Source organism: Agromyces sp. NDB4Y10, from assembly GCF_001620055.1.
Classification (GTDB): domain Bacteria; phylum Actinomycetota; class Actinomycetes; order Actinomycetales; family Microbacteriaceae; genus Agromyces; species Agromyces indicus.
Genome location: NZ_LQGY01000040.1, coordinates 91,093 through 113,119, shown reverse-complemented (window position 1 = coordinate 113,119; position 22,027 = coordinate 91,093). Strand labels below are relative to the sequence as shown.

The window sequence follows — 22,027 nt, the reverse complement described above, 5'->3', positions numbered from 1 at the left end:
TCCATCTGGACAATTGTGGCGGATCCGGCTACCGTACCGACCATGCGAATCCTCCTCATCGGCGCGGGGGGCGTGGGCGACGCCATCGCCAAGATCGCCGCCCGCCGCGACTTCTTCGAGCTGATCGTCGTGAGCGACTACGACGAGTTCCGTGCCCGCCGCACCGTCGACTGGATCGCCGCGAAGCACGGCGACGCCGTGGCGGCCCGGTTCGCCACGGCGCAGGTCGACGCGAGCGACCCGGAGGTCGTGGCATCCGTCGCCCGCGAGCACCGCGCGACCCACGTGATGAACGCCGTCGAGCCGAAGTTCGTGCCGTCGATCTTCCGCGGCGCGCTCGCCGCGGGTGCCGACTACCTCGACATGGCCATGAGCCTGTCGGAGCCGCACCCCACCGACCCGTACGCCGAGACCGGCGTGAAGCTCGGCGACGACCAGTTCGCGCAGGCCGACGACTGGGAGACGGCCGGCCGGCTCGCGCTCGTCGGCATGGGCGTCGAGCCCGGGCTCTCCGACGTGTTCGCCCGGTACGCCGCCGACCACCTCTTCAGTGAGATCGACGAGCTCGGCACGCGCGACGGCGCCAACCTCGTCGTTCGCGACGACGCCGGTAACGAGATCTTCGCCCCCTCGTTCTCGATCTGGACGACGATCGAGGAGTGCCTGAACCCGCCGGTCGTGTGGGAGAAGGACCGCGGCTGGTACACGACCCCGCCGTTCAGCGAGCCCGAGGTGTTCGAGTTCCCCGAGGGCATCGGCCCGGTCGAGTGCGTGAACGTCGAGCACGAGGAGGTGCTCCTCATGCCGCGCTGGGTCGACGCCAAGCGCGTGACGTTCAAGTACGGCCTCGGCGACGAGTTCATCGGCGTGCTGAAGACGCTGCACCTGCTGGGGCTCGACTCGACGACGCCGATCCGCGTGCGGAGCGCGAACGGCCCGGTCGAGGTCGCGCCGCGTGACGTGGTCGCCGCCGCACTGCCCGATCCGGCGTCGATCGGCCCGCGCATGACCGGCAAGACGTGCGCCGGGCTGTGGGTCACCGGCACGGGTACGGATGGCGCGCCCCGCGAGGTGTACCTGTACCACGTGAGCGACAACGAGTGGACGATGCGCGAGTACGAGGCGCAGTGCGTCGTCTGGCAGACCGCGCTGAACCCCGTGATCGCGCTCGAGCTGCTCGCGACCGGTGCCTGGCAGGGCGTCGGCGTGCTCGGCCCCGAGGCGTTCGACGCGCAGCCGTTCCTCGAGCTCATGGCGCGCGCGGAGGCCGACGGCGGGTACGGCCAGCCGTGGGGCATGGAGGACCGGCTCGCCCGCTGAGCCGCCGGCGACGCCGCGCCGTGGGACTCCACCGGGGCGGGCGGCGTCTGCGACCGCGCGATAGGGTCCGATGCCATGACGGATGCCGCGACCCTCGCCCGTGCGCACGCGCTCGCCGACGAGGCCGACCGGCGCGGCGGCATCCGCACCCGCGAGGCGCAGCCCGACGAGCTGGCCGGCGCCCTCGCCCGGTTCGACGCGACCTGGGGCGAGGGTCGCACGGTCGACCTCGCATCGCTCACGGCGATCGCGCACGCCGGCAACACGGTCCTCGTGGCGGTGCCCGAACCCGGGCGAGCGGATGCCGCGGCCGAGCTCGCGGCACCCGGCGACCCGCCGATCGGGGCGGCCCTCGGGTTCCTCGGCTGGGCGGACGGCCTCCACGTGCACTCGCACATGAACGCCGTCGACCCGCGGGCGCGGGGGCGCGGGGTCGGCGTCGCGCTGAAGCTGCGTCAACGCGCCCTCTGCCTCGAGCACGGCATCGACGAGGTGCGATGGACCTACGACCCGCTCATCCGCCGCAACGCGCGCATGAACCTGGTGCGGCTCGGCGCCGAGGTGATCGCGTACCACCCCGACTTCTACGGCGAACTGCGCGACGCGATCTCCGGCGGCGACCGCAGCGACCGGTTCGAGGTGCGCTGGCGGCTGACGTCGCCGAGGGTCGAGCGCGCGCTCGAGCGGATGCCGCAGCCGGACTGGCGCCGCGAGGGCGGCCTGCCGCTCGTCGCCGACTTCGAGGCGGTGCGCGCGGCCGACCCGCGGGCGGCCGCGGCGCTGCGCGACGCGTCGCGCGAGGCGTTCGCCGCGCTCGCCGACGGACGCCTGCGTCCCGAGCTCGACGGCGCCGGCGACTACGTCTTCACCGTCGACGATCCCGACCGGGCCGCGTGACCGCCTCCGACCGGAACCAGGTCCCGGCCCCGGAACCGCATCCCATCCCGGTTCGACGGCGAGAACCTGGTTCCACCCCGTGGTCCGTGCCGGCCTGCGCCAGACTGGGAGTGCCGACGACGCCCGGGGAGCCACGATGAACGAGTCCACGCCCACCATCGAGGCGATCGAGCTGCACCGGCTCGAGGTGCCGCTCGTGCGCCCGTTCGAGACCTCGTTCGGCCGCGAGACGGCCCGCGAGGTGCTCCTCGTGCGCGTGCGAACCGACCGCGGCGACGGCTGGGGCGAGTGCGTGGCCGGCCGCGACCCGTTCTACTCGGCCGAGTACGTCGACGGGGCGGCATCCGTCATCGAGCGGTACCTGGCGCCGGCGCTGCTTCGCGCGCCGCGACCCCGCGTCGTCGACGACGGGCGCGTGTCCGGCGTGCTCATCGAGGATCCGGCGCACTCGGCGGGCATCTGGGTCGACGACCGCGAGCAGCACGTCGACGACCCGGCAGCGGATGCCACGGCGGGGCGCGCGGCGGCGGCGATCGCGAGCGTGCCGCTCGCGGCATCCGTCGCCCCCGCCCTCGCGTTCGTCGCAGGCCACCGCATGGCCAAGGGCGCGCTCGAGGCGGCCGTGCTCGACGCCGAGCTGCGCGCGCAGGGGCGATCGATGGGGGAGTGCTTCGGCGCCGTGCGCGAGTGGGTCGACTGCGGCGTCTCGGTGGGCATCGCCCCGACGATCGAGGAACTGCTCGACGAGGTGACCGGCTACCTCGAGGAGGGCTACCGGCGCATCAAGCTGAAGATCAAGCCGGGCTGGGACCTCGTGCCGGTCGCGGCGGTGCGCGAACTCATCGGCCGGGACGCGATGCTGCAGGTCGACGCGAACACGGCGTACACCGCCGACGACATCCCGCTGCTCGCGAGCCTCGACCCGTTCGAGCTGCTGCTCGTCGAGCAGCCGTTCGCCGAGGAGGACCTCGCCACGCACGTGCGCCTCGCCCAGGCGAGCGCGACGCCCGTCTGCCTCGACGAGTCGATCCTCGACGCGACCACCGCCGTCGACGCGATCGAGCGCGGCGCGACGAGCATCGTGAACATCAAGCCCGGCCGCATGGGCGGCTACCTCGAGGCGCTCCGCGTGCACGACGCGTGCCTGGCGCGCGAGGTGCCGGTGTGGTGCGGCGGCATGCTCGAGACCGGCGTCGGACGAGCGGCGAACGTCGCGCTCGCCGCGCTGCCCGGGTTCGTGCTCCCCGGCGACACATCGGCATCGGGCCGGTACTTCGCCGAGGACCTCACCGAGCCGTTCGTGCTCGGCGACGGCGAGCACCGCGGCCGGCTGCGGGTCCCGGATGCCGCGGGCACGGGCGTGGACGTGCGCGAGGAGCTCGTGCGCGACTGGGCGGCGCGGCCGCCGGTGACGGTCAGCCGCGATTGAGGTCGCGCCCGGAGCGGGAGCCGGCCCCGGCGCCGGGCTCCGCCGCGGCATCCGTCGCGCGCTCGCCCGGACGGGCCGCGAGCCACGGCATCGCGAGCCCCGCGACGAGCGAGCCGATGCCGCCCCACAGCAGGTCGCCGATCGAGTCGGTGTACCCGACGTAGATCGCGTCGTCGATGAAGTTCTTGCCGAACCACTCGAACATCTCCCAGAACACGCCGAACGTGAAGCCGAGCGCGGTGGTGACGACCGCCGTCGAGAGCCTCGGACGCGGCAGCGTCGCGGCATCCGCCACGATGCGGAAGTGCACGAGCGTGAGGTAGCCGATCGCGGCGACGAGCCCGTTGAGCACGGCGTGCACCGGGAGGTCCCACCACTTCACCGTCACGTAGAGGTCGGTGACGCTGCTCCACACCGCGATGAGGGTGACGATGCCGAACGCGATGTCGAGGGCGGGTCGTACGCGGAGCGCCCGCGGGATGACCATGCCGCCCGTCGCGAACGCCAGGCTGACGCCGCCGAGCGGCCCCCACCCGATCGCGGCGATCGGGATGCAGATCGCCCCCACGAGTCGGATGAGGTCGGCGGTCACCTCGCCGGGTCCGTGCGCGCGACGGCGAATGCCCTCCCAGAGCTCCCGCATCAGGCCTCCTCGTGCTGGTGGTCGGGTGCCGGCGGTCGGATGACCGTCTGCACCGGTTCGTGGTCGGATGCCGCGCGCCCGTCGAAGCGCGCGGCGTTGATGGCCACGCTCTCGACCTCGACGCTGGGCCCGGCGAAGACGTAGTCGATGCGCGGGCCGCCCCGGCGCAGTCGACGATAGCCGTGATAGGTGCCCCACTGCGGGGTGAGCTGCTCGGCGGCCGCCTCCCACGTGTCGCGGAGCATCCCGTCGGCGGTGAGCGCGCGGTACACCGCGGAGCGCTCGTTGGCGTTGAAGTCGCCCGTCACGACGATCGCCGCGTCCGGGTCGGCGGCGTGCGAGGCCGCGGCGAGTTCGAGGATGAGGCGCGCCGAGTGCAGCCTCGACCGCCACGAGAGGTGGTCGAGGTGCGTGTTGAACGCGACGATGCGCGCGCCCGTCGCCCGGTCGGCGAACGCGGCGGAGACCAGGATGCGTCGCGTCACGTTGCCCCACGATCGCGTGCGCGACCCGAGCAGATCGGGCGTCGCGGAGAGCGCGCGCTGACGCCACGCGGTGAGGTCGAGGCGGTCGGCGTCGTAGAAGATCGGGCAGCGCTCGCCGCGCCCGGAGGGGTCGCGGCCCATTCCCACCCATCGGTACGCGGGGCCGAGGCCCTCGGCGATGACGTGCACCTGGTCGGCGAGGGCCTCCTGCACGCCCACGATGGTCGGTTGCTCCGCCGCGAGCAGGCGCTTCACGAGCGGTCGGCGCGCGGACCAGCGGTCGGGGCCGCCGCGGCGGGCGGACGGGATGCGTCGTCGGATGTTGAACGACATGACGTGCACGTTCGGCGCCGTCACCGGTCCGATCGTGGCGGCATCCGTCATGCGCCCAGCGTACGCGCGGATCAGGGGAGGAGCTGCGGCTGACGCGCCTCGGGGTAGCCGAGCAGGTTCGGTTCGGTCGCCGCGGGTGCACGGGCGAAGAGGTCGGTGGGGCACCATCCGGTGACGGCGCCGATCATGAGGAAGCCCGAGCACACGCCCGCCGGGATCGCGCACCAGGGGTTGTCGAGGTTGTTCAGCGCGAAGGCCGCGAGGAACACGGCGATGACGGCGCGGATGCCGCGTTCGCCGCGGCCCACGGCGCAGGAACGCGCGCCCGCCGAACGACCCGGCAGGCTCACGCCTGCTGGGCCTGGGCGGCCTGCTGCTCGGCGATCTGCCGGCGCACGTCCTCCATGTCGAGGGACTTGGTCGCCTCGATCACCTGCTCGAGCTGCGCACCGTTCAGGGCGCCGGGCTGCGCGAAGACGATGATGCCCTCGCGGAAGACGACGAGCGTCGGGATGGAGGTGATGCGGAATCCGGCGGCGAGGGCCTGCTCGGCCTCGGTGTCGACCTTGCCGAAGACGACGTCGGTGTGCTGCTCCGAGGCGCGCTCGAAGATGGGGCCGAACATGCGGCAGGGGCCGCACCATTCGGCCCAGAAGTCGAGGAGCACGATGTCGTTGTCCTTGATCGTGGACTCGATGGTGTCGTGGGTGATGTTCACGGAAGCCATGCCTCGATTCTAGCAGACGATACCCCTGGGGTATTATCGTCCGCATGTCACGACTCCGCTCCACCCTCGTCGCCCTCGTCGGCGCCACGGCGCTGGCCCTGACCGGGTGCGCCTCCGCCGACCCGATCGAGCTCACCTCCGACACCGTCGTCATCGACGTGCGCACCGCCGGGGAGTACGCCGCCGGCCACCTCGACGGTGCAGTGAACCTCGACCTCACCTCCGGCGAGCTCGCCGCCGAGATCCCCGCGCTCGACGCCGACGATGAGTACGTCGTGTACTGCAAGTCCGGCAACCGGTCGGCCCAGGCGACGCAGCTGATGGAGGAGGCCGGGCTCGACGTCACCGACGCCGGGTCCATGCAGCAGGCGGCGGATGCCACGGGGCTGCCGATCGTGCAGTGAGGCTGGTCGCCATCCGCCACGAGTGAACCGGCGGATCGGTGCCGTCCGTGGAGATCGGTGCGGCACGCGGCTGTGAAGTGCCCAAGGGCCCTTGACAAGCTCTATGCATCCGGATGGAATGTTCACCGTAACTGAACGTAGATGTTCAGCAGCCGGAGGCACACATGACCGTTCGCCATCTCGTCCGTCGATCCGACTCCGCAGAGTACGAGGTCCCCGAGGGACTCGCGCCCGGGTCGGAGGGCCTCACCCGCTGGTGCGCGGTCGGGTACGACGACGGGTCGGCGCACACCGACTTCGGCATCTCCCGTCTCGCCCCGGGCGGGTCGGTGCCCGCGCACGTCCACTCCTTCGAGGAGTCGTTCCACGTGCTCGAGGGCGAGGTGATCCTCGCGACGCCGGAGGCCACCGTCCGGCTGGTCGCGGGCGACTACGGCGTCATCCCCGTCGGCGTGCCGCACGAGTGGCACGCCTCCGGCGATGCGGAGGCCGTCTGGGCCGACATCTTCGCGCCGCCGCCCCGGAAGCGCTACGGTTCCGACACCTACCGCGTCCCCGCACTTCCGGCCCGGGAGCCGATCCCGGTCGACCCGCGCGACCCGCGGACGCGTTCGTTCGGCGCGATCACGACCGAGCAGATGGACCCGGGCAGGCAGTCTCAGGAGCTCCTCGCCCAGTCGGCGAGCATGCGCACGGCGCTGCTCGTCTACAGCGGCATCTCGCTCAAGATGATGGTCGACTCCGACCTCGGCTCCACCCTGTCGACCATGTTCATGGTGCAGTACGAGCCGGACGGGCGAGCGGGGCCGCACGACCATCCGCTGGAAGAGGCCTACCTGATCCTCGAGGGCGAGGTGGACGCGAGCTTCGACGGCGAGACCGTCCGGCTCCGCCCGGGCGACATCGCCTGGGCCGGCGTGGGGTGCATCCACTCGTTCGAGGCCACCGGTGCGCCGGTGCGCTGGCTCGAGACGCAGTCGCCCCAGATGCCGGCACGGCATGCCTACCGGTTCGTGCGCGACTGGGACTACCTCGCCGAGCGACTGGAGGAGGAGTCGTGAGCGAACGCACCGTGGTGGTCGTCGGGGGCACGTCCGGCATCGGCCTCGAGGTCGCGAAGGAGGTGGTGCGTCGGGGTGACCGGGTGGTCCTGACCGGGCGGGACCCCGAGCGCACCCGCGAGGTCGCCGCATCCGTCGGTGAAGGAGCCACCGGCGTCGCCGTCGACATCTCCGAGCCCGAGACCATCGCGGCGAGCCTGGCCGGCATCGGTGCCGTGCACGGCCTGGTGCTCGCCGCGATCGAGCGGGACGCCAACACCGTCCGCGACTACGACATCGCCCGCGCCAAGCGGCTCGTCACCCTCAAGCTCGTCGGCTACACCGAGACGGTGCACACGCTGCTCGGACGCCTCGAGGAATCGAACGACACGGGCATCGTCCTGTTCGGCGGGCGGGCCAAGGACGCGCCGTACCCGGGCTCGACCACCGTGTCGACGATCAACGGCGGCGTCGAGGGCCTGGTGCACAGCCTCGCGCTCGAGCTCGCGCCCATGCGGGTGAACGGACTGCACCCGGGGATCGTGGGCGACAGCCCCTTCTGGGCGGGCAAACCCGAGGGCGTGCTCGCCGGGTACGAGTCGCGCACGCCGGGCGGCGCCCTCGCCACCATGGCCGACATCGTGGGCGCCACGATGTTCCTGCTCGAGAACCGCGGGGTCTCGGGCATCAACCTGTGCGTCGACCGCGGCTGGCGCATCACCTGACCGGCCGGGCCAGGCCGGAACACTCAACGAGGAGGAACCAATGACCGACGCCGCAGCACGGCCACGCCCGGAGGAGTTCGCCTCCGGTCGTCCCGTCGTCTTCCGCAACGCGACGGTGATCACCGTCGACTCCCAGGGCGTGCTCGAGAACGCCGACGTGCTCATCGACGGTGAGACCATCGCCGGCGTCGGACCCCGGCTCGAGGTGCCCGAGGGCACCCTCGAGATCGACGCGACGGGCGGCATCGTCATGCCGGGCATGATCGACACGCACCGTCACATGTGGCAGACCGCGCTCCGCGGGTACGGCGGCGACTGGGGCCTCAGCCAGTACTTCGTCTTCTACTACCTGACGTGGGGCGAGGTGTTCCGGCCCGAGGACATCTACGCGGGGAACCTCCTGAGCGCGCTCGAGTCGATCGACCAGGGCGTGACGACGACCCTCGACTGGTCGCACGCGCTCCGCACGCCCGAATACGGCGAGGCGGCACTGCAGGCGTTCCGCGAGATCCCCGGCCGGTTCGTGCTCGCCTACGGCAACTACCTCGGGGCGCCATGGGAATGGGCGAACAGTCCCGAGTTCCGGAAGTTCGTCACCGACAACTTCAACGCGCCCGACGACATGCTGGGCCTGCAACTGGCGTTCGACGTCCCGGCCAGCGAGGACTTCCCCGAGCAGGCCGCCTTCCAGGCGGCCCGCGACCTCGACCTCCGGGTCACGACGCACGCGGGCGTGTGGGGCGCCACGACCGACCAGAGCATCTCCCACATGTACGACGGCGGGTGGATGACCGACAAGGTCACCTACGTGCACGCGGCATCGCTCGGCCCCGAGAGCTACCAGAAGATCGCGGCCACCGGCGGCACCGTCTCGGTGGCCACCGAGAGCGAGCAGAGCGCGGGCCAGGGCTACCCGTCGACGTGGGCGGTCCGCAAGTACGGGATCCCGACGTCGCTCTCGATGGACACGAGCGTGTGGTGGAGCGCGGACTTCTTCTCGGCGATGCGCGCGACCCTCAGCGCGTTCCGCTCGCGCGACCACCTCGAGATGCAGTCGAAGGGCGAGACGGTCAACGTCAACCGGCTCCGCGCCGAGGACGTGGTCTGGCAGGCCACGATGGGCGGGGCGACCACGCTCGGCATGACCGACAAGCTGGGATCGCTCACCGTGGGCAAGAAGGCCGACGTCGTCCTCATCAAGAACGACGAGTCGCCCGCGATGACGCCGATCCTGAACCCGTACGCCCACGTCGTGTTCCAGGCGGGCACCGCCGACGTGCACACCGTCGTCGTCAACGGCAGGGTGGTGAAGTACGACGGCAGGCGGATCGACCTGCCGCTCGCGCCCGTACGCGACAAGGTCGCGGCATCCGTCGAGTACGTGCGCAGCAGCCTCGGCGAGCAGGCGTGGGACGAGTGGATGCACCCGCAGATCCCCGAGGACGAGCCGATCGCCAACCCGTACCAGTACAAGGAAGACGACTGACCGGCCGGCTCCCGGGCGCGCCGGTTCCCCCGCGCCCGGGAGCCGGGCCTCGTCACTCCTTGGGGTACTGCCAGATCTCGAGCTGGATCCCGTCGGGGTCGCGGAGGTACGCCCACTGCGACCCGGCCAGGTCGCCGTCGGTGATCGTGGTCGGCGGCCCGTTGAAGACGGCGCCGCGCTCGATGAGCTCGTCGTAGGCGCGCTGCATGTCGTCGACCACGAAGCAGATATGGGCCGAACCCACGTCGCCGTTCGCCCGGTCCCAGTCCTTCCCCTCGGGCTGGTGGTACTCGAGGAACTCGATGTTGACGTTGCCCACGCGGATCATCGCGAACGACAGCTCGGCGCCCTCGACCTGGACGCCCCGCTCGAGCTCCGGCCCGGCACCGTGGTTGACGGGTCCCGGCTCGAACCCGAACATCCGCGAGTACCAGTCGAACGATCGCCGCATGTCGCGGACCGTGATTCCGACGTGATGCACGCCGTCGATGGTGAACGTCATCTCCACTCCTTCGTGTCGCTCCGTTCGCAGCCAGCGCTCGGTAGCACTGAACGGTTTCCATTCAGACTCAACACCACGGATGCCGCCCTTGGCAAGGGCCGAGGGGGCCATCAGCCAGCCTGCATCCTCCGGAATTTCGCGCCCGAGCGGCGCCAGCCCGGCGCGATGGGTGGTCGAGGCGAGCGTCCGAATGTGGACGAGCCGTTCACTTGATTCACCGATCGGTCGGCAGTAAGTTCAGTTATAGTGAACAGGCGGCACGGAGGCCGCTCCCGGCGGACCGGGACTCGGAAGCGAAGGAGCATCCACATGACGGGTCGACTGGAGGGTCGCACGATCGTCGTCACCGGCGGGGCATCGGGTATCGGTGCGGCGCTCGCCGGTGGGTTCGCCGACGAAGGGGCGAACGTCGTCATCGCCGACCTCGACCTCGCGGCTGCCGAGCAGCTCGCCGGCCGCATCGAGGACTCGGGCGGGAGCGCGCTCGCCGTGCGCGTCGACGTCGCCGACCGGTCGGCGGTCCGCGCCGGCATCGAGCGCGCCGTCGAGCGCTTCGGTCGGCTCGACGCCTACTTCAACAACGCCGGAATGAACTCGCCCATGAAGTTCCTCGACGTGACCGAGGCGAACTTCGAACTCGTCATGCGCGTGAACGCGCTCGGCGTCCTCATCGGCACGCAGGAGGCCGCCAGGCAGTTCATCGCCCAGGGCGGCGGGGGGAAGGTCGTGAACACCGCCTCGATCGCGGGGCGACAGGGCTTCTCGAGCTTCGCCCCGTACAGCGCCGCGAAGGCCGCCGTCATCTCGCTGACGCAGGCGGGCGCACGCGCGCTCGCCGAGCACGGCATCACCGTGAACGGATTCGCTCCGGGCGTCGTGGCGACGCCGCTCTGGACCAAGCTCGACAAGGAACTCGAGGAGATCGGCGAGGGCCAGAACGGCTTCGACTCGATGTCGAGCAGCATCCTGCTCGGCCGCCCCGCCGACCCGGTCGACATCGTGCCGACCGGCGTGTTCCTCGCGGCGGCCGATTCCGACTACATCACGGGCCAGATCATCCCCATCGAAGGCGGCATGATCCTCGTCTGACGAGGACCGGCCCTACACCGAGAGAGCGATCAACATGAAGAGCACGGGCACCACGGGAACCAACGCGGTCGACTGGGAGGCGCGGGTCGACATGGACCGGTTGCGCGACGACCGGCTGGCACGTCTGAAGGCCGAACTCGAGCGGTCCGACCTCGGCGCGCTGCTCGCCTTCGACTTCTCGAACATCCGGTACATGACGGCCACCCACATCGGCACCTGGGCGATGGACAAGCTGATCCGGTTCAGCCTCCTGACGCGCAACACCGACCCCATCTCGTGGGACTTCGGATCGGCCGCGAAGCACCACAAGCTGTACAACCCGTGGCTCGACGTGACGACCGCCGAGATGGACGCGGACCCGAACGCGCCGCACGAGGGCGCCAAGCGCCCCCGTCTCGAGAGCGGCGCTCGCGCGGGGATCTCCACGCTCCGCGGGGCGTTCCCGCCGGACGCCGAGATCGCCGAGGGCGTCGCAAGGAAGATCAAGCGCGAGCTCGAGAAGTTCGGCCTGGCCGACCAGCCGCTCGGGGTGGACGTCATCGAGCTGCCGATCCTCTTCGCCCTGCAGAAGGAGGGCATCGAGGTCGTCGACGGCCAGCAGGTGTTCATGGAGGCCCGCCGGATCAAGACCGGCGACGAGATCCGGCTGCTCACGCAGGCCGCCTCCATGGTGGATGCCGCCTACGAGGACCTGTACCGCTTCCTCCGGCCGGGCGTCCGCGAGAACGAGGCGGTCGGCCTGGTGGCGAAGACCCTGTACGACCTCGGGTCCGAGTACGTCGAGGGCGTCAACGCCATCTCGGGCGAGCGCTGCTCGCCGCACCCGCACGTGTTCTCCGACCGCCTCATCCGGCCCGGCGACCCGGCGTTCTTCGACATCCTGCACAGCTTCAACGGCTACCGCACCTGCTACTACCGCACGTTCGCGGTCGGCTCCGCGAGCTCCGCCCAGAAGGACGCGTACACACGCGCGCGGGAGTACATGGACCGGGCCATCGCGCTCGTGCGGCCGGGGGCGACGACCGCCGACATCGTGTCGGTGTGGCCGAAGGCCGAGGAGTTCGGGTTCCCGGACGAGGAGGCCGCCTTCGCGCTGCAGTACGGGCACGGCGTCGGCCTCTCGATCTGGGAGAAGCCGATCTTCTCGCGTCTGGTCTCGTTCGACCACCCGGAGGTGATCGAGGAGGGCATGGTGTTCGCGCTCGAGACGTACTGGCCGTCGGCCGACGGCTGGGGGGCCGCGCGCATCGAGGAGGAGGTCGTCGTCACCGCGGACGGCTGCGAGGTCATCACGAAGTTCCCCGCCGAGGAGCTGCTGGTCGCCGGCCAGCGGTACTACGCGGTCGGCGGCCCGCTCGACCTGACGCGTGACTCGCAGTCGCACCTCAACACCGAGTGGGGACGGCCCGGGGCGTGAGGAGCGGCGAGATGACCACGCCGATCGGCACCATGGACGCCGTCGTGTACCACGGCCGCGGCGACGTCCGCGTCGAGCGGCGGCCGATCCCGATCGCCACCGAGGGCCAGGCGCTCGTCAGGGTGCTCCGCAGCGGCATCTGCGGGACGGATGCCACCGAGTGGAAGTCCGGCCCGATCATCTTCCCGATCGACCGCGTGCATCCCAACAGCGGCCACACCGGTCCGCTGGTCATCGGGCACGAGTTCGTCGGCGAGATCGTCGACCTGCCCGGCGGGCCCGTGGACGGGCTCGGCGTGGGCACCCACGTGGCATCCGGCGCCGGTGTCTCGTGCGGCGAGTGCGACCGTTGCCGGGAGGGACGGACCAACCTCTGCGCCCGCTATGTCACCCACGGCCTCAACGCCGACGGGGGACTCGCGGAGTACGTGGCGGTCGAGACGTCGACCCTCGTGCCGATCCCGGAGGGCTGCTCGCTCGACGACGCCGGGGTCGCGCAGCCGCTCGCCGTCGGCCTGCACGCCGCCCGCCGCGCCGGCGCCCGTGACGGCGACCGCGTGATCCTGTTCGGTGCCGGCGCGATCGGAACCTTCATCCTCGCGGGGCTCGTCTCGCTCGTCGACGCGGACATCACGGTCGTCGACTTCGCCGGCGAGCGGCTCGAACGCGCGCAGCGGCTCGGTGCCACCCGGACCGTGCCGGTCGACGACGACCTCGTCGCGACACTGCGATCGGTGGTCGGGCCGGGCGGGGCGGATGTCGTCATCGAGGCGACCGGCGCTCCGGGTCAACTGTCGATGGCGCTCGACCTGGTCCGCCAGGGCGGCACGATCCTCGGCGTCGGCCTGCCGTCGGCGCACCAGGATCTCGACGTGCACCGCCTGGTCATGAACGAGGTGACCATCGTCACGACGGTCGCGCACGTCTGCGACGAGGATCTCGCGCCCGCGCTCGAGATCCTCGCCTCCACCGACCTCGGCGACGAACTCGTCGAGGCCGTGTTCCCGTTGCCCGAGGCGCCGCACCAGATCGAGCGGCTCGCCCGCGGAGAGATCCGCGGCAAGGTCCTGTTCGACCCGACCCGATCCTCCTGACCAGCGCCGCCGGGTCGGTGCCCGGCGTGCGAACCCGAACAGAGAAAGGTGGCCGAGCGCCATGAGAGCAGCCGTCTTCCACGACGCCAAGGACATCCGCGTCGAGGACGTCGCCGAACCGGACGCCGTCGGTCCGCACGAGGTGCGGCTGAAGCCGTTCTGGTGCGGCATCTGCGGCACCGACCTGCACGAGTACGCGGTCGGGCCGATCGTCATCCCCACGTCGCCGCATCCGCTGAACGGCTCGACGGCGCCGCAGATCCTCGGGCACGAGTTCTCCGGCGAGGTGCTCGAGGTGGGCGCCGAGGTGACCTCGGTGCGCGTGGGCGATCGGGTCTCGGTCATGCCGCTGCTGTTCTGCGGTGCGTGCTACTTCTGCCGTCGCGGACTCAACCACCTGTGCACGTCGATGGCGTGCGTCGGCCTCAGCGACGCCTGGGGCGGGATCGCCGAGCAGTGCGTGGTGCCGGAGTCGAAGGTCGCGAAGCTGCCCGACTCGATGAGCGACATCCAGGGCGCGCTCGTGGAACCGACCGCGGTGGCCGCGTACGGCGTCGACCGTGCGAACGTGCGCCCCGGTGACACCGTCCTGGTCACCGGTCTCGGCCCCATCGGCGCGCTCGCGTCGCTGTACGCCGCGTCGCTCGGGGCGACCGTGTACCTCTCCGAGGTCAACCCGAAGCGCCAGGAGCTCGCACGATCGCTCGACGTGGGCGAGCTGTTCGATCCCCGGTCGACGGATGTCGCGGCCGAGCTCAAGGACCGCACGGGCGGCATCGGCGTGGACGCGGTGATCGAGTGCTCGGGCAACGAGATCGCGCTGCAGACGGCGCTCGCGGCCGTGCGCGCATCGGGGAACGTCTCCCAGACCGGCCTGCACACGCGGCCGGCGGCCATCGACCCGATGGTGCTGTCCGAACGCGACATCACCCTGCGGGGCACCTGGTGCTACCCGGTCACCGACTGGCCGCGCATCATCGACCTGATCGGCCGCGGGCGCATGGACGTGGAGAAGGTGGTGAGCGCCCGGATCGACATGGCCGACATCGTCGAGCAGGGCTTCGAGACGCTGCTCTCGCCGACCGGCGACCAGGTCAAGGTGCTGGTCCGGGCCGAGTGAACGAAGGAGATCCGAACATGAAGGCACTGCAGTACACCGCCGTCGGCACGCCGTCGGTCGAGGAGCTGCCGATCCCCGAGATCGCCGACGACGAGGTGCTCGTCGCGGCCCGGTCGGTGGGCGTCTGCCACTCCGACATCGAGCTGCTCGAGGGCCGGTACATCATCCCGTTCGAGTACCCCATCATCCCCGGGCACGAGTGGTCGGGCGAGGTGGTCGCGACCGGGTCGAAGGTGAGCGGACTCGCGAAGGGCGACCGGGTCGTCGGCGAATGCGTCATCGGCGACGACCACTTCGGCTTCTCGATCAGCGGGGCCGCGGCGGAGTTCTTCGTCGCCAAGGAGAGCTGGCTGCACCGGCTGCCCGACGGCGTCTCGTGGACGAACGGCGCGCTCGTGGAACCGTTCAGCGTGGCGTACTACGCGCTCATGCGCGTCGGCAACGTCAACGCCAGCGACACCCTCGTGGTCCTCGGCGCCGGCCCCATCGGACTGTGCGTGACGGCCGCCGCGGCGGCGCTCGGCGCCAGGACGATCGTCGCCGAGCCGAGCCCCTCACGACGCGACCAGGCACTCGCGCTGGGAGCGCACCGCGCGGTCGACCCCGCCGAGCTCGACGACGTGCTCGCCGCCGAGACCGATGGCCGCGGCGCCGACGTGGTGATCGAGGCGAGCGGCCGCCCGGAGGTGATGGCGCGGGCGCTCGAGATCGCCGCGTTCAAGGGGCGCATCGGCTACATCGGCATCGACGTGGGGCGGGAGGCCCCGGCGAAGCTCGGCCTGATCCAGTCCAAGGAGCTCACGATCACCGGGTCCATCGGATCGCCCGGCGTGTGGCCCGAGACGCTGCGCTTCATGGCGCAGGCGGGCATCGACCTCTCGTCGCTCGTGACGCGCCGCTTCAGCGTGGACGAGGCGACCGCAGCGCTCGAAGCCGCCCAGCGGCCCGCGGAGAACATCAAGGCGCACATCGAGTTCACGGCCACGGCCTAGCCGCGCACGCCCGAGCGGACGAAGCGGGGCGGGACCGACGGGTCCCGCCCCCTTCGCGCGCCCACCCGGTCAGGGGATCAGGCCGGCCTCGCGATAGCGCTCGACCTTGTCGAAGAAGCTCTTCGGCGTCGATCGGAAGCCGAGGAAGCCCGCCTCGCGGCTCTTGGTCATGTCGGTGATGCACTCGACCTCCCGGCCGAGGTCGCTGTCGCTGTGCCACCACGAGGCGAGCTTCGCGACATCCGGTTCGACCAGGCCCTCGCGCTCGGCGATCCGGCGCCAGACGTCGGGCGCGAGGTCGGTCATCGATTCGACGAGCGTGCGCGGCGTCTCGCCCGGGCCCTCCCAGTCCACGCCGAAGTGGTCGGCGATCTGCGGCCACAGCCAGCGCCAGCGGAACTGGTCGCCGTTGGCGATGTTGAACGCCTCGTTCTCGCCCTCGGGATTCGTGGACGCCCAGATGAGCTGCTCGCCGAGCAGGTCGGCGTCGGTCACGTCGGTCACGAAGTTCCACTGTGCCACCGACCCGGGGAAGACGAACGGCCGGCCGAGCTCCCTGCAGATGGTCGCGTAGACCGAGAGCGTCAGGACCATGTTCATGGCGTTGTCGACGGCGAAGCCGAAGATGGTGTGGGATCGGTGCACGCTCCAGGTGAAGCCCATGCGCCCGGCCGCGTCGAAGAGCTCGTCCTCCTGCGCGTAGTAGAAGTTGGGACTCGGCAGGCGCGGCTCCGACTCGTGGAACGGCGTCTCGGCCTTGACCCCCGTGGCGTAGTCCTCGAACGGCCCGAGGTAGTGCTTGAGCCCGGTGAGCAGCGCGACGTGCCGCACGCCGCCGTCGGGCTCGAGCGCCGCGAACAGGTTCCGCAGCGTCCGGGTGTTGACCTCGATGTTCTCGGCCTCGGTGTCCTTGCGGATCCAGGCGGTGACGATCACGATCTCCGGACGGAGGCCGGCGAGCGCCGCTCGCGTGGCGTCGGCGTCCAGCAGGTCGGCCTGGATCGGCGTCACGCCCTCCGGCAGGCGTCGTGCGCGCCGGGCGAGCCCGTGCACCTCCCAGCCTGCGTCGACCAGTTGACGGGACACCGTCTGGCCCGCGATGCCGGTGGCACCGACGACGAGCGCCCGGCGCTGCTGCTCCGTGTTCATCAATGAACCTCTCTCGAACGGCGTTGTTCAGTTGGGGTAAACATTAGCGCACGGCAGCGCCCGAGGCGATGGCGAGTGGCCCCGTGGGGCAGCCCGCCTCGGGCAAGCCCCGTGACTTCGGCGTGTTTCCGGGACTTTTGGCCCTGACCGAACGGCCTCTCCGCGGCATGCCCCCGGTCGACGGGACGTGTCGGGGCGCCGCGCGATCTCGGCGGAATCGCGGCGTGGCGCGGAATCGTTACCTACAACGCTTGTGAACACGAGACGAAATCCATAAAGTGTGGCTCAACACTTTGTTCGGCTGAGCCGGACATCGGCATCGCATTCGAAGGGGAGAGCATGACCGACGACTCGACATCACGACGTCTCACGAGCGCCCGGTTCAGTGTCTCCAAGGGCCTCGTGACGATGGCGGTCTCCACCGTCGTTCTGGTGATCCTCGGCTTCGCGATCGCGCCGAGCAGCGTGTCGCAAGGGGCCGTGCTCGGGATGCTGCCGTTCGCCTCCGTGCTCGCCATCGTCGGCCTGGGACAGATGCTCGTCGTCCAGCAGGGCGGGATCGACCTCTCGGTGCCGGGCGCCGTGTCCCTCGCCGTCGTGCTCTCGACCCACATCCCGAACCAGAACGACGCCATGCTCGTTCCCGCGATCCTCGCCGTGTACGCCTGGGCGATCGGCGCCGGTGTCCTGAACGGCTTCATGGTCGGCCGGCTCGGACTCAACCCCATCATCGCCACGCTCGGCACGAACGCGCTCCTGTTCGGTGCGGTGCTCGGCATCTCGGGCGGCATCCCGCGCACCACGACCCGTCTGCTCAGCTCGATCGCGGGCGGCAGGACGATGGGCATCCCGAACGCGCTGCTCATCGCGCTCGTCGTGCTCCTGCTGGTCACGATCCTCGTGAAGCGGACGGTGGCGGGACGCCGGTTCGAGGCCGTCGGCGCGAGCCCGGCGGCGGCGAGGGCGACCGGACTGCGGTACCGGACGCACCGAGGCGCGGCCTACGTGTGGGCGCAGCTGCTCTTCGCGACCGCGGGCATCATGCTCGCCGGAATCACCAACCAGCCGACCGCCTTCCAGGGCAACACCTACCTGCTGACGTCGGTCGCGGTCGTGGTCCTCGGCGGCACGTCCCTGCTGGGCGGTCGCGGCTACCCGGTCGCGACCGTCGTCGCGGCCCTGTTCCTCAGCCAGCTCGACCAGTTCGTGCTCGCCCTCGGCGTGCCCTTCGCCGTGCGCACTCTGGTCCAGGCCGCGGCCCTGGCCATCGGCGTGGCCATCTACACCGTCGACTGGGCGGCACTCCGCCGCCGGCTCGTCGCGAGATCGGATGCCGCGACAGCCACACCATGAGACCCCCGCTCCTTCGGAGCGAGGTGCACCAAGAGAGACGTGCGACATAGCGGTCGCGCGGAGATGGAGGACAAGATGATTCGTCGCAGAATCACCACGGCGATCGCCGTCGCTGGCGTCTCGGCACTGGCCCTCGTGGGCTGTTCCTCGGGCGACGGCGGCGGCGGCGAGGGCGGCGGCGGCGGCGACGGCGGCTCGGTCGAGGGCGCACCGGCCTGGTGCGGCCCCGAGGAGGCCGTGGTCGGCCTGCTCGACGGCTTCGGCGGGAACAGCTGGCGCCTGGTCACGACCGCGGCCGGCCAGGACGAGGTCGAGAAGTGCCCGAGCGTCGTCGAGTACCTGTACGCCGACGGTCAGGGCGACACGCAGAAGGCGATCTCCGACATCCAGGGCATGGTCGCGTCGGGCGCCGACGCCATCGTGGTCTTCCCGGATGCCGGCGAGGCGATGCTGCCCGCGCTTCGGAGCGCGTACGAGGCCGGCGTGGTCACCGTGCCGTACCGGGTCGACCCGGGCGGCGAGGCCGGCGTGGACTACGACGTCTGGGTCGGTGCGGACTTCGTCGCCGACGGCGTCGCGTGGGGCGAGTGGATCCAGGAGAACTTCCCCGACGGGGCGAAGATCCTGTTCCTGAGCGGTCCGGCCGGCAACAGCCAGGGCCTCGACGAGCGCGAGGGCTTCGAGTCGGTGCTCACGGACCCGAAGTACGAGTTCATCGGCGAGCAGCCGTACGAGGTCACGAACTGGGACCCGGCGCTCACGCAGCAGGTCCTCACCGCGGCGATCGCGAAGTACGACCAGATCGACGTGATCGTCTCCGACTTCGGTCCGTCGCTGGTCGGCGCACTGCCCGAGTTCGAGAAGAGCGGCCGGTCGATCCCGGCGCTCGCCACGTCGGACGGCAACGTGCTCGCCTGCTTCTGGCAGGAGAAGTCGCCGGACAACCCCGACTTCAAGCTCACCACGGTCGCGACCGGCAACGACAACGTGCGGCTCGCCGTGCAGCACGCCGTGGCCCGGGCCACGGGCGGCGAGATCCCCGAGGACACGCTCTTCGAGGCACCGCAGTTCGAGGACTCGGTCGACGGCGATCCCAGCGAGGTCCAGTGCCGTGACGACCTCCCGGGCGACATCTACCTGTCGGCCGAGATGGACGCCGACGAGCAGGCCGCGCTGCTCGAGTAGCGCAGCCCGCCCCACGGTCTCCCGGTCCGCGCGCCCGCAGCGGACCGGGAGACCCCCGAACCACCGACCAGACCCCCGAGCCCGGAGTGAGGATCCTCACGTGAACATCCAAGCCGCCGAAGCACCCGCCACCGTCGCCACCCTCGTCATGTCCGGCATCTCGAAGAGCTTCGGCGGCGTCGCCGCGCTGACCGACGTGTCGCTCGAGGTGCGCCCCGGAGAGGTGCACGCGCTGCTCGGTGAGAACGGCGCCGGCAAGTCCACGCTGATGAACGTCGCGACGGGCACCATCCGTCCGGACGCCGGCTCGATGGTGTTCCGGGGCGAGCCCATCGACGGCATCGACCCGCGCGACGCGACGCGCCTCGGCATCGCCTTCGTCCACCAGCACCCCGCCGTGCTGCCGGACATGACGGTGTACGAGAACCTGCTCGTCGCCCTGCCGCCGGCGGTCTTCGCCGAGGCGCCGTCGCGCGAGGAGTTCGCCCGCTCGCTCCTCGCGCGGGTGAACCTCCGCGCCCACCTGTCGGATCGCGTCGAGACCCTCTCGGTCGCGCAGAAGCACCTGCTCGAGATCGCCAAGGCGATCGCGGTGAAGCCGGCGCTCCTCGTGCTCGACGAGCCGACGGCGCCGCTCGGCGAGGACGCCGTGCGCATGCTGTTCCGTCTCGTGCGCGAGTTCGTCGCGGGCGGCACCTCGGTCGTGTACATCACCCACCGCCTGGCCGAGGTCCGCGAGCTGGCCGACCGCGTCACGGTGCTGCGCGACGGTCGACTTCGGGCGACAGCGGTCGTCGACGAGATCAGCGACCGGGAGCTCCTGGCGCTCATCGTGGGCCGCCAGCTCGACTCCACGTTCCCGCCCAAGCACGACGGGCCCGACGAGGCCCCCAACTTCATCATCGAGGGGCTCACGGGTCCCGGCTTCAAGGACGTCTCGCTGACGGCCCGCCGCGGCGAGATCATCGGGATCGCGGGCGTCGTCGGCAACGGCCAGAGCGACCTGCTCCGCGCCCTCGCCGGGCTCTCCCACTTCGAGGGGTCCGTGTCGATCAACGGCACGCAGGTCACCTCCAAGCGACTCCTCGGCGAGGCCGCGTACCTGCCGGCCGACCGCCTGAGCGAGGGCCTGATGATGCGGCTCACCGTCCGGGAGAACGCGGCGATCTCCGCGCTCGAGCGGTTCCGCACCGGGCGGCTGCTCAACCGCAAGCGCGAGCTCGGCATGGTCGGCGACACCCTGGGCTCGCTCTCCGTGAAGGCGGCCTCGCTCGACGCCCCGGTCTCGTCGCTCTCGGGTGGCAACCAGCAGAAGGTCATGGTGGGGCGGGCGCTCCTCTCCGAGCCGGAGCTCGTGCTCGCCGACGAGCCGACGCAGGGCGTCGACGTCGGCGCCCGCGCCGAGATCTACCAGATCCTCCGGGAGGTGTCCGCGTCCGGCATCCCCGTCATCGTCGCCTCCTCGGACGCCAAGGAACTCGAGGGGCTGTGCGACACCGTGATCGTGATGTCGCGCGGCCACGTGGTCGACGTGCTCCGCGGCGACGACCTCACCGAGGAGCGGATGATCCACGCCGCGGTGAGCTCGACCACGTCCACCGTGGGCGTCGAGGACATCACGGACGCGGACGTCGACGAGCGGACCGCCGTCCGGCGGGCGAAGATCCGCCGCTTCGTGCAGGGCGACTACGCCCCGGCGGTGCTGCTCGTCGCGGTCATGGTGCTGCTCGGGGCGTTCATCTTCGCCCAGAACGACCGGTACCTCGGCGCGTTCAACATCTCCGCCATGCTCCTGCTCGTCTCGGCGCTCGGGTTCATCGCCATGGGCCAGACCATCGCCCTGCTGACCGGCGGCATCGACCTGTCGGTCGGGCCGCTCGTGGGGTTCCTCGTCGTCATCGGCTCGTTCTTCATCCTCAACGAGTCGTCGACCGCCTCGATCCTGCTCGGCTTCGCGGCCATGCTCGGAACCTCGATCGTGGTCGGCCTCGTGAACGGCACCCTGATCAGGTACGTGAAGTTCACCGCGATCGCGGCGACCCTGACGGTCTACATCGCCCTCCAGGGCATGAGCTTCATCCTCCGCCCGACCGCGGGCGGCTACATCAACGCCGACATCTCGCGGGCGATCACGACGAAGATCGGACCGATCCCGGTCGCGTTCATCGTCCTCGTCCTCGTCGTCGTCGCGCTCGAGTACGCGCTCCGCCGCACGCCGTGGGGGTGGCGGCTCCGCGCGGCGGGGTCCGACGAGGAGTCCGCGCGCCGCGTCGGCGTCGAGATCAACCGCACCGTCGTGCTCGCCTACGTCGCGACCTCCGTGCTCACCTTCTTCGGCGCGATCATGCTCATGACGCAGATCGGCGTGGGCGACCCCGCGCAGGGCGTCGCGTACACGCTCTCCAGCATCACCGCGGTGGTGCTCGGCGGCACGAGCCTCCTCGGCGGACGAGGCACCTTCGTCGGCACGCTCTTCGGCGCGATGCTGCTCGTCCAGGTGCTCAACGCGACCGTGTTCCTCCGGCTCGACCAGATGTGGCAGTACATCCTGCAGGGCATCCTGATCCTCGCAGCCGCGATCCTCTACGCGGTCGCCCGGTCGAAGCGTCGTCGGCGCGCCGCGCGGAAGGTCTGACC

Annotated in this window: 21 protein-coding genes; 15 read left to right on the top strand and 6 right to left on the bottom strand. The window is 71.0% G+C overall.

What is annotated here, in order from left to right; genetic code table 11:
* Window positions 1-42: 42 nt before the first annotated feature.
* From AVP42_RS10945 to menC, 3 genes are all read left to right on the top strand, one after another.
* On the top strand, window positions 43-1,320 hold the full coding sequence (locus tag AVP42_RS10945) for a saccharopine dehydrogenase family protein (RefSeq protein WP_067948931.1): 1,278 nt from the start codon (window positions 43-45) through the stop codon (window positions 1,318-1,320).
* A 75-nt stretch (window positions 1,321-1,395) separates the two neighbouring features.
* Window positions 1,396-2,217, top strand: a complete 822-nt coding sequence (locus AVP42_RS10940; RefSeq protein ID WP_067948929.1) for a hypothetical protein — start codon at window positions 1,396-1,398, stop codon at window positions 2,215-2,217.
* Between the two features lie 136 nt (window positions 2,218-2,353).
* Window positions 2,354-3,646, top strand: coding sequence for an o-succinylbenzoate synthase (gene menC / locus AVP42_RS16915; protein WP_067948927.1), 1,293 nt, complete (start codon window positions 2,354-2,356; stop codon window positions 3,644-3,646).
* Here menC and AVP42_RS10930 read toward each other — a convergent pair.
* The 4 genes from AVP42_RS10930 to trxA are packed head-to-tail and all read right to left on the bottom strand — an operon-like array spanning window position 3,633 to window position 5,834.
* On the bottom strand, window positions 3,633-4,289 hold the full coding sequence (locus AVP42_RS10930) for a hypothetical protein (protein ID WP_067948925.1): 657 nt from the start codon (window positions 4,287-4,289) through the stop codon (window positions 3,633-3,635). The two genes, menC and AVP42_RS10930, sit on opposite strands and share 14 nt — an antisense overlap.
* Window positions 4,289-5,158: an endonuclease/exonuclease/phosphatase family protein gene (locus tag AVP42_RS10925; protein WP_067948923.1), complete on the bottom strand. Its 870-nt coding sequence runs from the start codon at window positions 5,156-5,158 to the stop codon at window positions 4,289-4,291. The genes AVP42_RS10930 and AVP42_RS10925 overlap by 1 nt, the downstream gene beginning before the upstream one ends.
* 20 nt (window positions 5,159-5,178) lie before the next feature.
* Window positions 5,179-5,457 carry a DUF2892 domain-containing protein gene (locus AVP42_RS10920; protein WP_157356802.1) on the bottom strand — a complete coding sequence of 93 codons (279 nt, stop codon included), beginning with the start codon at window positions 5,455-5,457 and terminating at the stop codon, window positions 5,179-5,181.
* Entirely contained in the window at window positions 5,454-5,834 is a 381-nt protein-coding gene (gene trxA, locus AVP42_RS10915) for a thioredoxin (protein WP_067948919.1), read from the bottom strand. Before trxA ends, AVP42_RS10920 begins: the two co-directional genes overlap by 4 nt.
* A gap of 44 nt (window positions 5,835-5,878) precedes the next feature.
* On the opposite strand from trxA, the gene AVP42_RS10910 reads away from it, so the two are divergent.
* The 4 genes from AVP42_RS10910 to AVP42_RS10895 all read left to right on the top strand — a co-directional run bounded on the left by AVP42_RS10910 (window position 5,879) and on the right by AVP42_RS10895 (window position 9,489).
* Window positions 5,879-6,238: a rhodanese-like domain-containing protein gene (locus AVP42_RS10910; protein WP_067948917.1), complete on the top strand. Its 360-nt coding sequence runs from the start codon at window positions 5,879-5,881 to the stop codon at window positions 6,236-6,238.
* A gap of 164 nt (window positions 6,239-6,402) precedes the next feature.
* A complete protein-coding gene (locus AVP42_RS10905; protein WP_067948915.1) occupies window positions 6,403-7,299 on the top strand; it encodes a cupin domain-containing protein in 897 nt (298 codons plus the stop codon).
* The gene (locus AVP42_RS10900) at window positions 7,296-8,003 is read left to right on the top strand and encodes an SDR family NAD(P)-dependent oxidoreductase (RefSeq protein WP_067948913.1); all 708 of its coding nucleotides are present in this window, start codon (window positions 7,296-7,298) and stop codon (window positions 8,001-8,003) included. The genes AVP42_RS10905 and AVP42_RS10900 overlap by 4 nt, the downstream gene beginning before the upstream one ends.
* Window positions 8,004-8,043: 40 nt before the next feature.
* Window positions 8,044-9,489, top strand: a complete 1,446-nt coding sequence (locus AVP42_RS10895) for an amidohydrolase family protein (RefSeq protein WP_067948911.1) — start codon at window positions 8,044-8,046, stop codon at window positions 9,487-9,489.
* 52 nt (window positions 9,490-9,541) lie between these two features.
* Here AVP42_RS10895 and AVP42_RS10890 read toward each other — a convergent pair whose 3' ends face one another.
* Window positions 9,542-9,991 carry a VOC family protein gene (locus tag AVP42_RS10890; protein WP_067948909.1) on the bottom strand — a complete coding sequence of 150 codons (450 nt, stop codon included), beginning with the start codon at window positions 9,989-9,991 and terminating at the stop codon, window positions 9,542-9,544.
* Between the two features lie 309 nt (window positions 9,992-10,300).
* Here AVP42_RS10890 and AVP42_RS10885 point away from each other — a divergent pair, with 309 nt between their 5' ends.
* The 5 genes from AVP42_RS10885 (at window position 10,301) to AVP42_RS10865 (ending at window position 15,703) form a co-directional block, all read left to right on the top strand.
* Window positions 10,301-11,080 (top strand): SDR family NAD(P)-dependent oxidoreductase, encoded by a 780-nt coding sequence (locus AVP42_RS10885; RefSeq protein WP_067948908.1) that lies wholly within the window; start codon window positions 10,301-10,303, stop codon window positions 11,078-11,080.
* 34 nt (window positions 11,081-11,114) lie between these two features.
* Window positions 11,115-12,497, top strand: a complete 1,383-nt coding sequence (locus AVP42_RS10880; RefSeq protein ID WP_067948906.1) for a Xaa-Pro peptidase family protein — start codon at window positions 11,115-11,117, stop codon at window positions 12,495-12,497.
* A gap of 11 nt (window positions 12,498-12,508) precedes the next feature.
* Window positions 12,509-13,591, top strand: a complete 1,083-nt coding sequence (locus AVP42_RS10875; RefSeq protein WP_197467003.1) for a zinc-binding dehydrogenase — start codon at window positions 12,509-12,511, stop codon at window positions 13,589-13,591.
* 61 nt (window positions 13,592-13,652) lie between these two features.
* Entirely contained in the window at window positions 13,653-14,711 is a 1,059-nt protein-coding gene (locus tag AVP42_RS10870; RefSeq protein ID WP_067948903.1) for a 2,3-butanediol dehydrogenase, read from the top strand.
* A gap of 17 nt (window positions 14,712-14,728) precedes the next feature.
* The gene (locus tag AVP42_RS10865) at window positions 14,729-15,703 is read left to right on the top strand and encodes a zinc-binding dehydrogenase (RefSeq protein WP_067948901.1); all 975 of its coding nucleotides are present in this window, start codon (window positions 14,729-14,731) and stop codon (window positions 15,701-15,703) included.
* A gap of 69 nt (window positions 15,704-15,772) precedes the next feature.
* Here AVP42_RS10865 and AVP42_RS10860 read toward each other — a convergent pair whose 3' ends face one another.
* Window positions 15,773-16,852, bottom strand: a complete 1,080-nt coding sequence (locus tag AVP42_RS10860) for an SDR family oxidoreductase (RefSeq protein WP_067948899.1) — start codon at window positions 16,850-16,852, stop codon at window positions 15,773-15,775.
* Window positions 16,853-17,191: 339 nt separating this feature from the next.
* On the opposite strand from AVP42_RS10860, the gene AVP42_RS10855 reads away from it, so the two are divergent.
* From AVP42_RS10855 to AVP42_RS10845, 3 genes are all read left to right on the top strand, one after another.
* On the top strand, window positions 17,192-18,205 hold the full coding sequence (locus AVP42_RS10855; RefSeq protein WP_067948897.1) for an ABC transporter permease: 1,014 nt from the start codon (window positions 17,192-17,194) through the stop codon (window positions 18,203-18,205).
* Between the two features lie 75 nt (window positions 18,206-18,280).
* The gene (locus AVP42_RS10850; RefSeq protein WP_067948988.1) at window positions 18,281-19,390 is read left to right on the top strand and encodes a substrate-binding domain-containing protein; all 1,110 of its coding nucleotides are present in this window, start codon (window positions 18,281-18,283) and stop codon (window positions 19,388-19,390) included.
* 100 nt (window positions 19,391-19,490) lie between these two features.
* Window positions 19,491-22,025, top strand: a complete 2,535-nt coding sequence (locus tag AVP42_RS10845; RefSeq protein WP_231878608.1) for an ATP-binding cassette domain-containing protein — start codon at window positions 19,491-19,493, stop codon at window positions 22,023-22,025.
* Window positions 22,026-22,027 lie beyond the last annotated feature (2 nt).

Excerpts from the sequence above, each read along its gene's own strand:
- AVP42_RS10945 (WP_067948931.1), top strand. The coding sequence starts at position 43 with ATGCGAATCCTCCTCATCGGCGCGGGGGGCGTGGGCGACGCCATCGCC.
- AVP42_RS10930 (WP_067948925.1), bottom strand. The coding sequence starts at position 4,289 with ATGCGGGAGCTCTGGGAGGGCATTCGCCGTCGCGCGCACGGACCCGGC.
- AVP42_RS10925 (WP_067948923.1), bottom strand. The coding sequence starts at position 5,158 with ATGACGGATGCCGCCACGATCGGACCGGTGACGGCGCCGAACGTGCAC.
- AVP42_RS10905 (WP_067948915.1), top strand. The coding sequence starts at position 6,403 with ATGACCGTTCGCCATCTCGTCCGTCGATCCGACTCCGCAGAGTACGAG.
- AVP42_RS10860 (WP_067948899.1), bottom strand. The coding sequence starts at position 16,852 with ATGAACACGGAGCAGCAGCGCCGGGCGCTCGTCGTCGGTGCCACCGGC.
- AVP42_RS10880 (WP_067948906.1), top strand. The coding sequence starts at position 11,115 with ATGAAGAGCACGGGCACCACGGGAACCAACGCGGTCGACTGGGAGGCG.
- AVP42_RS10895 (WP_067948911.1), top strand. The coding sequence starts at position 8,044 with ATGACCGACGCCGCAGCACGGCCACGCCCGGAGGAGTTCGCCTCCGGT.
- trxA (WP_067948919.1), bottom strand. The coding sequence starts at position 5,834 with ATGGCTTCCGTGAACATCACCCACGACACCATCGAGTCCACGATCAAG.
- AVP42_RS10875 (WP_197467003.1), top strand. The coding sequence starts at position 12,509 with ATGACCACGCCGATCGGCACCATGGACGCCGTCGTGTACCACGGCCGC.
- AVP42_RS10885 (WP_067948908.1), top strand. The coding sequence starts at position 10,301 with ATGACGGGTCGACTGGAGGGTCGCACGATCGTCGTCACCGGCGGGGCA.
- AVP42_RS10910 (WP_067948917.1), top strand. The coding sequence starts at position 5,879 with ATGTCACGACTCCGCTCCACCCTCGTCGCCCTCGTCGGCGCCACGGCG.
- AVP42_RS10940 (WP_067948929.1), top strand. The coding sequence starts at position 1,396 with ATGACGGATGCCGCGACCCTCGCCCGTGCGCACGCGCTCGCCGACGAG.
- AVP42_RS10850 (WP_067948988.1), top strand. The coding sequence starts at position 18,281 with ATGATTCGTCGCAGAATCACCACGGCGATCGCCGTCGCTGGCGTCTCG.
- AVP42_RS10890 (WP_067948909.1), bottom strand. The coding sequence starts at position 9,991 with ATGACGTTCACCATCGACGGCGTGCATCACGTCGGAATCACGGTCCGC.
- AVP42_RS10870 (WP_067948903.1), top strand. The coding sequence starts at position 13,653 with ATGAGAGCAGCCGTCTTCCACGACGCCAAGGACATCCGCGTCGAGGAC.
- AVP42_RS10855 (WP_067948897.1), top strand. The coding sequence starts at position 17,192 with ATGACCGACGACTCGACATCACGACGTCTCACGAGCGCCCGGTTCAGT.
- menC (WP_067948927.1), top strand. The coding sequence starts at position 2,354 with ATGAACGAGTCCACGCCCACCATCGAGGCGATCGAGCTGCACCGGCTC.
- AVP42_RS10865 (WP_067948901.1), top strand. The coding sequence starts at position 14,729 with ATGAAGGCACTGCAGTACACCGCCGTCGGCACGCCGTCGGTCGAGGAG.